The 12,542-nt window shown below is 41.9% G+C and carries 13 protein-coding genes; 4 read left to right on the top strand and 9 right to left on the bottom strand.

Annotated features, from left to right (window positions below; genetic code table 11):
* Position 1 precedes the first annotated feature (1 nt).
* A complete protein-coding gene (locus tag KI742_RS03975) occupies positions 2 to 460 on the bottom strand; it encodes an NUDIX pyrophosphatase (protein ID WP_005376504.1) in 459 nt (152 codons plus the stop codon).
* 168 nt (positions 461 to 628) lie between these two features.
* Between KI742_RS03975 and KI742_RS03970 the strand changes: the two genes are divergently transcribed.
* Positions 629 to 1,534 carry a DMT family transporter gene (locus KI742_RS03970; RefSeq protein ID WP_005376505.1) on the top strand — a complete coding sequence of 302 codons (906 nt, stop codon included), beginning with the start codon at positions 629 to 631 and terminating at the stop codon, positions 1,532 to 1,534.
* Positions 1,535 to 1,613: 79 nt separating this feature from the next.
* Here KI742_RS03970 and KI742_RS03965 read toward each other — a convergent pair whose 3' ends face one another.
* Positions 1,614 to 1,928, bottom strand: a complete 315-nt coding sequence (locus KI742_RS03965; RefSeq protein ID WP_005376506.1) for a multidrug efflux SMR transporter — start codon at positions 1,926 to 1,928, stop codon at positions 1,614 to 1,616.
* 394 nt (positions 1,929 to 2,322) lie between these two features.
* On the opposite strand from KI742_RS03965, the gene KI742_RS03960 reads away from it, so the two are divergent.
* Positions 2,323 to 3,687 (top strand): endonuclease/exonuclease/phosphatase family protein, encoded by a 1,365-nt coding sequence (locus KI742_RS03960; protein WP_017820992.1) that lies wholly within the window; start codon positions 2,323 to 2,325, stop codon positions 3,685 to 3,687.
* Positions 3,688 to 3,971: 284 nt separating this feature from the next.
* Here the strand turns inward: KI742_RS03960 and KI742_RS03955 are convergent, their stop codons facing one another.
* The 4 genes from KI742_RS03955 to KI742_RS03940 all read right to left on the bottom strand — a co-directional run bounded on the left by KI742_RS03955 (position 3,972) and on the right by KI742_RS03940 (position 6,825).
* Positions 3,972 to 4,505 (bottom strand): hypothetical protein, encoded by a 534-nt coding sequence (locus KI742_RS03955; protein WP_017820993.1) that lies wholly within the window; start codon positions 4,503 to 4,505, stop codon positions 3,972 to 3,974.
* Entirely contained in the window at positions 4,499 to 4,885 is a 387-nt protein-coding gene (locus KI742_RS03950; protein WP_005376510.1) for an MAPEG family protein, read from the bottom strand. The genes KI742_RS03955 and KI742_RS03950 overlap by 7 nt, the downstream gene beginning before the upstream one ends.
* Before the next feature lie 209 nt (positions 4,886 to 5,094).
* On the bottom strand, positions 5,095 to 6,000 hold the full coding sequence (gene rarD, locus KI742_RS03945; RefSeq protein WP_285384830.1) for an EamA family transporter RarD: 906 nt from the start codon (positions 5,998 to 6,000) through the stop codon (positions 5,095 to 5,097).
* 102 nt (positions 6,001 to 6,102) lie between these two features.
* Positions 6,103 to 6,825 (bottom strand): sulfite exporter TauE/SafE family protein, encoded by a 723-nt coding sequence (locus tag KI742_RS03940; protein WP_206957724.1) that lies wholly within the window; start codon positions 6,823 to 6,825, stop codon positions 6,103 to 6,105.
* A 444-nt stretch (positions 6,826 to 7,269) separates the two neighbouring features.
* Here KI742_RS03940 and KI742_RS03935 point away from each other — a divergent pair, with 444 nt between their 5' ends.
* A complete protein-coding gene (locus tag KI742_RS03935) occupies positions 7,270 to 7,800 on the top strand; it encodes a prepilin-type N-terminal cleavage/methylation domain-containing protein (protein WP_005376513.1) in 531 nt (176 codons plus the stop codon).
* A 49-nt stretch (positions 7,801 to 7,849) separates the two neighbouring features.
* Here KI742_RS03935 and KI742_RS03930 read toward each other — a convergent pair whose 3' ends face one another.
* Positions 7,850 to 8,830, bottom strand: a complete 981-nt coding sequence (locus tag KI742_RS03930) for a chemotaxis protein (RefSeq protein WP_025998672.1) — start codon at positions 8,828 to 8,830, stop codon at positions 7,850 to 7,852.
* 682 nt (positions 8,831 to 9,512) lie between these two features.
* Here KI742_RS03930 and KI742_RS03925 point away from each other — a divergent pair.
* Positions 9,513 to 10,121: a response regulator transcription factor gene (locus tag KI742_RS03925; protein WP_017821556.1), complete on the top strand. Its 609-nt coding sequence runs from the start codon at positions 9,513 to 9,515 to the stop codon at positions 10,119 to 10,121.
* Here KI742_RS03925 and KI742_RS03920 read toward each other — a convergent pair.
* Both KI742_RS03920 and KI742_RS03915 read right to left on the bottom strand, forming a co-directional pair.
* Positions 10,118 to 11,005: a LysR family transcriptional regulator gene (locus KI742_RS03920; protein ID WP_017635345.1), complete on the bottom strand. Its 888-nt coding sequence runs from the start codon at positions 11,003 to 11,005 to the stop codon at positions 10,118 to 10,120. The genes KI742_RS03925 and KI742_RS03920 overlap by 4 nt on opposite strands.
* 157 nt (positions 11,006 to 11,162) lie before the next feature.
* Positions 11,163 to 12,533, bottom strand: a complete 1,371-nt coding sequence (locus KI742_RS03915; RefSeq protein ID WP_053349159.1) for a GGDEF domain-containing protein — start codon at positions 12,531 to 12,533, stop codon at positions 11,163 to 11,165.
* Between the last annotated feature and the right edge of the window lie 9 nt (positions 12,534 to 12,542).

Below are 12,542 nucleotides of genomic sequence, written 5' to 3'. Positions count from 1 at the left end.
TTTAGCCCTTTTGATCGATCAGCGTAAATGGCGTTAGTGATGCCACATCTACATAATGTTTCCATACATGTTCATATAGGTGATGCTGATTGGCAAACGGAGCCAGCTGCTTAGCTTCTTCAAGCGTACACCAGCGATACTCTGTATGCTCTTCGTTAAGAACAACTGATTGGTTAGGCGGACAAAATAGCACAAAACATGGGATAACCATGATACGGTTATTTTTTGCTTCGTAGAACTGCTCTAGAAAGTCTGCTGTATGTAACTCAACTTGGTCAATTAGTGTCTCTTCTTTTAACTCTCTTAAAATGGTTTGCCACCCGGCTTCACCCGCTTCGATACCACCTGCAACATGGCACCAATAGCCACCTTTTACGCGTTTGAGTAACAGCATTTTTTCTATGCCATCAATTTTTGAAATGACAACGCCTGAAACATGCGTTGCTTTTATCGGGATCATGTAAGCTCCTTAAATATCGAGTTTTTATTGTTACGCTGAGAGAGGCAGATTAATTGCTACGTATTCTACTGTTTATTCATCTTGTCGACAGAAGTGTTTGAGTTTAGAGGATTTAATCGCTAACTAAGTATGCTAAAGTGAGATCTGTCGCAACAAATGAGCAGTAAAATGTCCAATTCATTCAACACTATGATTCCCATCGGTGTGCGCTTTATGGTGCTTTCCGCGTTCGGCTTTGCTCTGATGTCGGCTACAGTAAAGCACGTCGGCAACTACGGTATCCCCGTTTTTGAAATCGTTGCAGCAAGAGCGCTCGTTTCACTTATCATTAGTTATTTCGATGTAAAGCGAAAACGAATTTCTGTATGGGGCAATAATAAGCCATTACTATTTGCACGCGGTGCTGTGGGTACGATGGCTCTGATGTGTGTATATTATTCAGTGACCACCTTACCTTTGGCAGAAGCGACGATATTCCAATATATTCATCCGGTATTTACTGCACTACTCGCCGTATTTTTCTTGAAAGAGCGCATCCAGCCGTCAACTTTCCTTTGTATTGCGTTGTGCTTACTCGGCATCTATATCATGGTAAGCCCAGAAACTGGGCAAGGCTCAGATAGCGCTTTACCAATGTTTAGCGTCATGATTGCGATCTTAGGCGCATTTGGTAGCTCAATTGCCTACGTCATTGTCAGAAAACTGAGTCAGACAGAAGACAGCTCAGTGATCATTTTCTATTTCCCGTTGGTTGCTCTCCCCGCTTCACTCTTACTGATTGGCGACGATTTTGTAATGCCCGATCTATATCTGACTTTCATGTTGGTTCTAGTTGGTGTCTTTACCCAAATTGGACAATTGGGGTTAACCAAAGCGATGCAAACTCAACAAGCGGGTAAAGCCTCCGCTTATTCGTATATCCAGATCGTATTTTCTGTGTTGTTGGGCATCATTTTCTTTGGCGAGGTTCCGATCATTTGGACGTACGTCGGTGGCGGTCTGATTGTTACAGGCGCATTAATTAATGCGTTTGGTCATCACTTACGGTTACCTTTTATTAAGCGCAACGCTTGATATACCTCGCCAGAACCGTAAACACGACATTTAGAAAAACAGCCAGAGTGACTCTGGCTGTTTTGTGTTTAGCCTAATGTTAAGCTGATATTTTTAACCCTGCGATACCAGCGACAATCATTAGCAAGCTTAAGGCTTTGATAAGTGTTGCTGGCTCATTGAACAGATAAATACTCACGACTGCCGTGCCTATTGCGCCAATCCCTACCCATACGCCATAAGCAATGCCTAAAGGCAAGGTTCTTAACGCAATGCCAAGCAACCAAAAGCTCAATAACATAAAGACAATAGTGAATGCCGAAGCACCGAATTTGGTAAACCCTTGTGAATATTTAAGACCGACAGCCCATGCGATTTCACACAAGCCCGCAATGAAGAGAATTCCCCAAGCCATGTCACATTTCCCAACGAGATGGGGTCGTCCCCGAGAAAAGATAGAGCGGTGAGGTCGTCCTCACTTCTGATTGACTGCTTATTATATACAGAAATTTAAACATAAAAAATAAAACACGGCGATAAGCATACAACTCAAACATCTCATGCACGCTTAAATTCTACGCTTTTCTTTTTAACGGTGGCGGACTCTCTATTTCGCATCAATAACGACACCGTTTTTTAACAATTTACATATAACCTTCTGGTGTTGAAAGTGTTGCATTTATTGCACAAATCACACAAAAACTAATTGAACATGTAAATATGAAAACGTTTGTGTGACTAATATCGCTTAAAACAATGACTGATGACTTTAATATTCAGCCGAATTAATTATAAGGTATGACGTACCCATGAAAGCAATCAAAACCTCTATCGCTGTCCTTGTTGGCGCCGCTCTACTATCTGGATGTAATGACGATACTGAATACGTCAATGTTCAGCCTAAAGAAGTAAAAATAGCGACTTACAACCTCTCTTTTGACCGCGCTACCTTCGAAACTTTGGTAGATGAAATGCAAATTGAACCAACGCAGCAAACTGCGTTGGTCACCTCTTATTTAGACGGTTCAATCGCAGCCGAAGACAAAACCACTGCGGAAAAAGTCATTCAAATTCGTAACGTTGCAGCAATCATTCAAAAGAATCGTCCTGATGTTCTTATGATGGCGGAATACAACAACGACGGAACAGGCGAAAACAAAGCAGCCATTGAAGGATTCCAGAAGAACTACCTATCTGTCGCGCAAAGCATCAATGGCGCGGGCGGTGAAGCAAACCTTGAGCCTATTGAATACCCTTATGCTGAATCTTACTCAACTAATACAGGGTTGTTGAGTGAGTTTGATCTCGACAACAACGGAACCGCAGGTCAAATGCCAGGTGATGCATGGGGCTTTGGCATGTACCATGGTCAATATGCATTTGCCCTTATGTCTAAGTATAAAATTGACACGGCAAACACACGTACATTCCAAGCATTTAAATGGAAAGATATGGAAGGTGCGAAAATTCCAACCATTACTATCTGTGACGGTTCGCAAAAGATTCCAGACGGCATGAAGTGTGGTGATGAATGGTACTCAGCGGAAGAATGGGATCAAGTGCGTCTATCTTCGAAAAATCACGTCGACGCGCCAATCATCATTCCAACTCGCAACGGCGAAGAAGTTGTACACTTGTTGATGTCTCATCCTACTCCACCAGTATTTGACACCGGTAAAAACAAAGCGCAAAACGCAGCAGAAGTGGAGTTTTGGCATCATTACATTCAAGGCAAAGACTATTTTTACGACGATGCGGGTAAAACAGGTGGCTTAACGAACGGCGCTAAATTCGTAATGATGGGTGATCAAAACCTTGATCCAGTGGCTGGTGACGGTATTAGCTCTGTAATGCAAGAGCTGCACAACGATCCATTGGTTAACCAAACCGTGATGAATGGTGAGCTTTACCCAACAAGCTTTGGTGCAGCTGAACACGCTGTTGACCGCAGTTCAACTCACCCATATCCGAATCGCATCACTTCAACGTTTGGCTTAGGGGTAGACTATGCCTTGCCTTCAGCAAATTTGAATGTAATAGACTCTGGTGTGTACTGGTCAGCGTCTTATGAAGAAGGCCGTAAACTATTTAACGATGCACGTATCGGTAAGTATGGTGATGGTAAGGATGTATCTTCCGACCATCGCATGATCTGGATTAAAGCACAGTTCTAGACTGCATAAAAAAAAGCCAACCACAAGGAGTCGTGATTGGCTGTATATATTTGTGAACAAGATGGTTCACTAACAACGTCAGTTGGCTAGGTGACCCTCGGCTTAGAAAGGGTCACTCATACTAAAGCATGAGGCGTGCCAACTTTTAAGCGCACAAAAACAGGTTGTTATTTAATCACTTTCATTAAAACTTAACCAATAGCTACTGTTTGCTCACCGAATAAATTGCAATTTGCAAACTACCATTGGCATTTCGCAATAAACCTGATCTTTAGCTCTTGCTTTTATTGCTTCCTAGCTAAGTCGCGTGCAAGGATTAACGCAAGTCCGAATACTTGCAAGAAGAGTCCGATATTCTTGTACCAAGCGATCTTTTCATCCTGGTTTGCCATTACCTCATTGAGCTCTACATTCTCAATGTAGTAATTATCGATGCGGTCTCTATACGAAGCTTGTGCCTGATTTATCTTTGACATCAGTTGAGGAAGTTGATCAATTTTTATTTCATCCGACTCGTTGAGAACCCAAGAAGATAAATGCCCTGCTAATACCTCTTCTAGCTCTAAAGGTATCGCTACGCTCTGACTTATGTGCACATGCAGCAGTAAAGCTTCTCTTTTCCTTTCTAGGGTTTCCACACTGTTCCATGCGAGTTGGATGGAATACAAGTTTTTTGCTGTTTGCTCTGCGAGCTGCGATTGCTGTTTACCCAACTTATCAAGGACTAAGCTAGTAACGATGATCGCGCCAATATTCAGTACTAATCCAATCAGAACGAGTACCCAAGGTGGTGGAATGTAACGTCGCAGACTTACCATAACTTATCGTATGGCAGGTAAATCATATTTAACACAACCAATGAAAGTATCACCAGAAATGTCACCTGCATCCCTCTAATGCGTTTTTTCAAGTCTTTTTTCAATATGCCTTTAGCATGAATAACTCGACCAATTACAAAAATAATACCGGTGAGATGTATCCATGTTGGGTAAGCACTATTAAATTCTAAAAGTGCCATTAAAATCAGGGTGATGGGGATATATTCTGTCGCATTACTCTGGGCACTACGAGCAATTTGTAGAGCCTCTACCCCACCATCGGCATAAGCAATTTGATTTAAGCGACGTTGCTTAATTACTTGAACAGCCAACCAAATAATGAGTATTGCGAGAATGTTGGCATACAGAGCAGTGATCATATGTCGTCCTTCTTGATCTGGTTTTCACTTATATAAGCGTGTCACTTGGCTATAACTATAGCGGTATCATTATGATAATGCGTCAAATAATCTCAAGTTATGATTTCTATTCGGGCAAAAAACGAAAGCCAATGCTTCATGACATTAAAAATGCCCTCGAATGGAGGGCATAAGAATAAAGAAGCTAATATGTGAGAATATTGAAACCACTATAAGGGGCGTTTGACCAGCTTTTTGCGCCGATGCCCTTTGATAATACTTTCAAAAATTGTTAACAACAGCCCTACCCAAATAAATGCAAAGGTCACCGCTTTCACTTCGTCAAACAACTCGCCAAAAAACATAACTGCCAACACAAACTGCAAGCTTGGCTCGATGTATTGCATTAGACCGACAGTTGATAAATTAGTTATACGTATTGCGATAGAATAAAATACAAGTGGTAAAAGTGTGATAGGTGCACTGCCAAAATACAAAAGCAATGTTGTGGTATCTGTGCCCGAAGCCAGTTCACCAGTTGCCCATTGTTTATAGAGCAAATAGGCGAGTGCAACTGGAGTCAGTAACAATGCTTCAACAAACAAGGTTGTACTCCAGTCATAATTTATCTTCTTCTTGTACAGCCCATACAAAGCAAAGAACAACCCCATCGTTAGTGCAATAACGGGCAGCTGACCATAGTGAATCACTTGGTACATAACACCAATTGTTGCCAGCACGATTGCAATAAGTTTGCCTTTTGAGAGCTTATCCCCAAGAATAAATACGCCTAGTGCAACAGATACTAATGGCCCAATAAAGAAGCCTAAGCTGGCATCGATGACCCGATGATGGGTCAAAGCCCAAGTGAACGCACTCCAAGAAATACACATCAAACTGCTCGCCACAAACGTGTACCACAAGGATTTTTTATCAAGCCAGATTTCTTTCCAATTCAGCCCTCGACGGCTTATCCCAAGTACAATTAGAAACCCGACAGGTACAGACCCAATGATTCGCCATGCTAGCAACTCATCCATAGAAGCATTTGGTAAATAACGATAATAAATTGGTAGCAATCCCCAGATCACAAAGGAGAATGCTGCCATAAAAGTGCCATAACGAGTGTTATTCATAAAACTATCGCCCATCTAAACGACCAATTTGGCATAAGTAAACAAGTCCGCCATACATAAAAAGGAATGCAATCCCGCAGTGACTTTATGATGCAGATGGCATTATTGGCTCAACGCTTGTACGACGGCGGTAAAGCCACTCACAAAACACAACATAAGTGCCCCAAACCGAATCTTTTCTTTTGGTAACGACTGGGTAGTTTTCATTGCTAGCCAGTAACCAAGCGACGCAGCAGGTAATAGAGGAATAGTAATGACCAAATGATGCAATGTGAAGAAGCCCACTGGGATTTGTACTATTAGTGAAATAATCGAACTGAAAACAAAAAATGCCGATAAGTTGCCGCGTAACTGATTTGCTTCTTGATGCTGCAACAATAACGCCATCGGAGGACCTCCAATCGCAGAACTGGTACCAAACAACCCAGAAAAGAAACCAGCACATGTCATACGCGAAGGCGTAGGCTCAACCCGAAACGGTAAAACACTCACCACGACTGCAAACAGCACCAACAAACCAATCCAAAGCGTGAGAGTTTGTGTAGATACAAAAAAGAGTAGTAAGCCACCAGCAATTGATCCCGGCACTCGCCCAATCAACGCCATCTTTAAACCGCCGATTTCAACACTACTGCGGTGCTTCATCGCATTCATCAACGAAATAAATAACGCGACTAAACAGATTGGCGCAGGAACATATTCTGGTGCCCAAAGAATCAGTAAAGGTGCGGCAACAATAGCCAAGCCAAAACCGATTGCGGTCTGGACATAAGAGCCAAGAAATATCAAACCTATTGCAAGGAAGTTTATCGAATCGAATTCCATTTAGATTATTCTTATATTTGAAAAATAAACACAAAACCAAAGCACATTCGCATGATGAATACCTCAGGCATACTGCGATATGAATTCCGCGTAGCATTCATCAAAGTGAATAAAAAGACAATCCATTTGTGCGGTTCGCCCTCATTTGCATTTTGTATTTCATTCCGCTTATGTACATGTTTGCTTACATCGAAGAGGATTCATGCTCGCCTGTTCACGCAGCATTTCTTCAGCGGAATTAATGACCTCTTAAAATCTAGCAGAATTAAACCCGTGAATTCTCCATTGCATTTAATGGATTCAGTCAATTAGTTCGGCGTCGGTATAGCACTTTACAACTCACCTCTTTATACTACTGATCGATTTATCATTACCGTACTTATTTACACAATAAACAAGTGTACGGTCAGTGTTTTTCTACCTTTAACTTGCTGTGAAAATAATATGAAAAAACAAACGGGATTTACTCTAATAGAGTTAGTCGTAGTTATTGTCGTGCTCGGTATTCTAGCTGTCACTGCCGCGCCACGCTTTTTAAACCTTCAAAGCGATGCACGTGAAGCACGTTTGGAAGGAATGAAAGGCGCTATTGCGTCAGCATTAGGCGTCGGTTATGGGAAAATGGCGATTGCGGGATTGGAAAGCAAGCCTTACGTTTCAAACTTCGTAGACAGTGCTTTAATGGCAGATTTACCATTTGACGGCTGTAATATTGGTGGTTCAAAGCGCTGTGTTTTTTTATATGGATATCCTGATTCTGATAGCGAATCGATGAAGTTACTCGTGCAAGGACTGAACGAAGAAGACTCGGATTGGAAAACATTTCATCACCCGGCTGGTTCAACAACTCGCGAAATGGTCATTGCTGCAGCCGACGAAAAACGAGCTAGCCTAACTCAATGCGGAATTTTATATGGGCCGCCGCAGACTCCAAACGAGAGTTACACCTTAGATATTCTTCCCTGCCCTCAATAAAAATAAGGCTGCCAATCGGCAGCCTTATTTGTTTCATCTGATCGGTTTTTTACGCAAAGTTAAACACGTATTTATCCATCATATTCACCATGCGGCCAATCTCTGGCTTGGTAATCGTATCATTTGCGCCAAGAGATAGTGCTTTCGCTCGGTTATCCTCACTCATCAATGACGAGAACATAATGATCGGCATTTCATGAAACGCTTCGGTATCTCGTAGTCTCTTCACTAAGTGCATACCATCCATTCGAGGCATTTCTACGTCCGTAACCACCGCATCTAATAGCTCTTTAACTGGCAAGTTTTCTTCTTTCGCGACCTCGATCAAGCTCATCAACTTCTCATGCGCCTCACCACCGTCTTTACATGTGATCACATTGTAACCTGAAGAAGCTAATGTATCTTGGATCAAAGAGCGAATAAATGCTGAGTCATCCACCACCATGATCGTTTTAGCATTACGCTTACCGACCATTCTCTGGTTGAGATCCACCGACTTGTCCCCTTTCACATCGTACTTTTCCATACTCAGTTCTGGGTTGATGTCTGCGATGATTTTTTCAAAGTCGAGAATCATGATCAGGTTGCCTTCTTTACGGACAACGGCCACTACACAATCTTGTTCGCCCGCTTCCAAAAACTGACTTGGTGATTCCACATCATTCCAAGAGATACGATGAATACGCGAAATGCTGTCAATTAAGAAGCCATTGGTCATTTTGTTGAAATCCGTAACGATTACAAACTTGCGCTCCAGATCTTGTCGTGTTGGCACACCTAACCAACCAGCTAAATCCACTAAAGGCGTCAGTACATCTCTGGATGAGAACACACCAATCATATGAGGTTGTGCGTTTGGATAATCGGTTGTTTCTGGCACGCGAATCACTTCTCGTACTTTCGCAACGTTAATGCCGTAATAACAAGTTTTTGTGCTGCCATCTGGCAATGTTTTTTCTAAATGAAACTCGATGATTTCAAGCTCATTGGTACCACTTTCTGTCAAAATGGTGCTGGTTACGTTACTCATAAAGCCAATTATCCAACCAAAAATACGCATCAGAAAAAGTTTGATGCAAACGCCATGAGAAGCCATTCTCTGGCTAAAAATCCAAAAGTCCTTTTTAGTCGTTACAACAAAATTTGTAAACCATCAAAAGGACGGCTAACGCACATTTCCATAACAAACCATGTAAAATTGTCTCATTTTTGAACACGACATTATGAGTGGCCAAAGTGCGAATTAACACCTCCACTTTTAGCGGCAGAGTCAATGAAAAGTTTAGAAATAATTTGAAGTGATGTTCAGCGTCAATAGCCAAACCTATCTAACAGATATCAGTACAAAGTTGGCTAGCGTGCTCATGCCTGGTGTAGAACAAGCTCTCTTCAAGTGGCATGGTATAAAACTGCGCTTGTGAACACGGGTTTAAATCGAAGCGCTAGAAACATCACAAGAAAATCTGAAGGCATAGAACACTGAAAGAATACTTTCAGTTTGTTAGTTTTCTGTCAGCGTAAGTTTTAAGCAATTATCCTATCACTAGGTGCTTCAATACCTGAGCTCGTTATTCCCATAATCAAGACACTGATTTTCACTTTTGGAAAGAGTCATTTTCCTTCCTCTTAGCAAGGTTTTTCCTACAATCCTATTCATCCAATTGCGCTGTCGCCTGACAGCACGCTAGTTGATGTATTAGGTGAGGTTAACTTTGAATAATGTTCTTATTATCGACGCTCAACCATTGTATAGCGAAGCACTTGCTTCTCTAGTTGAATCCGTAATCAACGCAGCTGAAGTGATTCAAACCACTGACAGTGCGGAAGTGATGGATCTTGTTCGAGGCCAAAAGATTGATTTGATTATTCTAGACGTAGTGCTTGGCGACCGCGATGGTATGCGTTTAGCCAAAAACATTTTAGCGACGGGATATCGTGGCCGACTGTTATTTGTTTCTTCACGCGACTACTCGAGTCTTTCTAAAGCAGCGTACGAAATGGGCGCAAACGGCTTCTTAAGCAAACATGAAACAAGAGAGACCATTATCGACGCAATTGTGAGTGTTTCACGCGGTTACTCAATGTTTAAGTCGACTCACACACCATCGTCGGGTAACGTAACACTTTCAAATCGCGAAGCCATGGTGTTCCATTATCTTGTACAAGGCTACTCAAATAAGAAGATTTCTGAACAACTTTCACTCAGCGCTAAAACAATCAGCACCTACAAAACGCGTATTCTGAAAAAGTACCATGCGGACACGTTGATTGAACTTCTGCATACTATTCCTCAGTCAGAAAACATTGAGTTTTGCCGCTAAGCGCTCATGTATTTTGCAATAGCACCGATTAACAACTGGTGCATTGCATCATGTCTTAAGCTTTGCTTCACCTGTACAACCACTTTTGGCCAGCCATCTGGGTAAAAATGCTCTGGCACTCTTATAAATTTATATCCATCAATTGGCGCCTGATATTCAAGTAGCACGGTTGCGGCGCTTTTTTGCTTAATTAGCTTCAATACGCTGCTTACGTTGTCTAGAGCCGCAATACGGTTGATGACCATACCGTGGCTTTCCATTGCACGCTTAACGAGCTGCTCTTTCTCTTTCCAACCGATAATCTCTAACATGATAAAGGGAAGTTTGGCCGCTTCTTCCAGAGTGGTAATTCCCAGCTCTTCAGGGACAACTACCACAGCAGGCGCATAGCCGATGAACTTCTGATAAACAGATTTCGGAACATCCTCGTTGAAGTAATGTAATTGCGCATCCACTTTGCCTAGGATTATCTCTTCTATCGTATACTCTGTAATCGTTGCTATCGAAATGTGCGCCTTGGGAAACAGCGCCATTAAATCCATTGCAAGTAAATGCCCAAATGAGTATTGAGCGGTTTGCGGTAAACAAATGGTGATGTCTTTTTCGTAATTTTCCGGTTCAAACTCATCTCTAATTAGACAAGTTTCAAGCTTCTCGAGTGCATCGGAAATTTTAGGTAATTGACGTTTTAAATAGTCCGTCGGTTCCATGTGGTGAGGATGCCGAATAAACAATTCATCGTTTAGCTGGAGTCGCAATCGGGCAAGGTATTTGCTAATTGACGCTTCGCTCTTCCCCATCGCTTTCGCAACGGGCTTGAGCTGACGGTGCTTATCCAGTAAGACAAGTATTTTAAGTAAGTTTAAGTCGAGATCTTTGTTCACGTGCGACACCAGATGTAAGGTCGAGAATAAATAGAGCAATCACTATTTGTTGACTGCTCTAATATAAAAGACCACTCATTCTGTTTGGTCAAATTAATCAAACAGTTATGTCATGGTTATGTTCCGTAACTTAACATTTAGTCAATACTAGACCTGCTTAATGGGACTTTTGTCTGTGTTTTTTCATCTCATAGAGATCTTCATCTGCACGTACAATAACGTCCTGAAGCGTTTCGTGTAACTCATTCGCCGCGATACCAGTACTCACACTAACTTCGATATCCAAGGTCTTTAGTCGGTTATCTTTAACGACACTACGAAGCTTCTTCGCCAATATTGAAGATTGACTGATACTGCAACCCGGCAGAATCGCAACAAACTCATCACCACCAGTTCGAACTAGATAATCACTATTTCGAAACACTTTAGACATGGCATCAGCAATAATTCCAATAACTTCGTCCCCTACATGGTGACCGTAATGGTCATTGATTCGCTTGATCCTATCGCCATCTATTGCAATGACGGAATATGGCGCGGTTTCCAAACGACGTTTGAACTCGCTATCTTGAAAGACTCTGCGGTTAAACAATCCCGTTAAATCATCTTTCGTCACGTTCGTCAGTGCTTTCGCGAGGCGAAGTTTGCTCTCTTTAGATTCATAAGCTTTGTTGTAATACGCTAAGGTTACGAAAAAGAAGATGATAAACAAGAACACGTAATCCAATACAATTTTACTGAATGGGTACATGTAAACGATAAGATTGTTGTTGTCTGCGACATATGATTGGGTGTACGCGAATGATGGAAAGGGGTAGCCAGCGAAATAAATCACCATTTGTTTGTTCCCATTCGCTATTTGAACATCCACCGCTTTCCCATCATTATAAAGCGGCGAGAGGTATAATTGTTCCGAGAACTCTCCCACTAACTCACCTTGAAAGTAAACCGGACTCATGATGCTTATCGCCATGTCATCGGAGTATGTCGTTTTAAATGGTAGGGAAAACAATACCCGGTCCGTTAGTTGCTCTTTCCACGCTGCTAACACACAAGAATAGTTACTTTTACACCAATCAACATCAAATGTGGCTTTCACTCCCTCTAGCGCTTCAATCGGTCTCTCTAAGATGAGTTTGTTTCCAGTATAAGAACGAAAATACATAACGGCATTTTGTCGATTGAACGCATTTGATAAATACGCTTCAGCCTGATGAAGCGATTTCCGTGCAACAGATTCAACGTAATTGAGTTTTTCATAAGGTGACAGGGAGTAAATCGCATCTTGAAAGCTCAGCTCTGTTTGCGCTTCTACTTCACTCACGCTCATGCCTTTGTATTGCTCGAGCTGCGCTTCCGTCAATAAACCCATGAGAATCACTTTTTGTTTTATTTTGGCTAAATTATTCGCGTAAGTGTTGAACTGCTTTACTTCATAAGAAATTAACACCGCACCAATCATTGTGACAGAAGTGACGAATAGTAATGTTGCGATGAAAAGAGACAACGCGATACTTTTAAGTGTCATGATGCGGTC

This window comes from Vibrio sp. D417a (genome assembly GCF_030248595.1).
Taxonomy (GTDB): domain Bacteria; phylum Pseudomonadota; class Gammaproteobacteria; order Enterobacterales; family Vibrionaceae; genus Vibrio; species Vibrio alginolyticus.
This window is presented reverse-complemented; position numbering and strand designations above follow the sequence as displayed.

Bases quoted from the DNA above. Each gene is read 5' to 3' on its own strand.
- KI742_RS03965 (WP_005376506.1), bottom strand. From the start codon at position 1,928: ATGGCTTGGGGAATTCTCTTCATTGCGGGCTTGTGTGAAATCGCATGG.
- KI742_RS03930 (WP_025998672.1), bottom strand. From the start codon at position 8,830: ATGAGTAACGTAACCAGCACCATTTTGACAGAAAGTGGTACCAATGAG.
- KI742_RS03960 (WP_017820992.1), top strand. From the start codon at position 2,323: ATGAAAGCAATCAAAACCTCTATCGCTGTCCTTGTTGGCGCCGCTCTA.
- rarD (WP_285384830.1), bottom strand. From the start codon at position 6,000: ATGAATAACACTCGTTATGGCACTTTTATGGCAGCATTCTCCTTTGTG.
- KI742_RS03970 (WP_005376505.1), top strand. From the start codon at position 629: ATGTCCAATTCATTCAACACTATGATTCCCATCGGTGTGCGCTTTATG.
- KI742_RS03955 (WP_017820993.1), bottom strand. From the start codon at position 4,505: ATGGTAAGTCTGCGACGTTACATTCCACCACCTTGGGTACTCGTTCTG.
- KI742_RS03940 (WP_206957724.1), bottom strand. From the start codon at position 6,825: ATGGAATTCGATTCGATAAACTTCCTTGCAATAGGTTTGATATTTCTT.
- KI742_RS03915 (WP_053349159.1), bottom strand. From the start codon at position 12,533: ATGACACTTAAAAGTATCGCGTTGTCTCTTTTCATCGCAACATTACTA.
- KI742_RS03935 (WP_005376513.1), top strand. From the start codon at position 7,270: ATGAAAAAACAAACGGGATTTACTCTAATAGAGTTAGTCGTAGTTATT.
- KI742_RS03975 (WP_005376504.1), bottom strand. From the start codon at position 460: ATGATCCCGATAAAAGCAACGCATGTTTCAGGCGTTGTCATTTCAAAA.
- KI742_RS03950 (WP_005376510.1), bottom strand. From the start codon at position 4,885: ATGATCACTGCTCTGTATGCCAACATTCTCGCAATACTCATTATTTGG.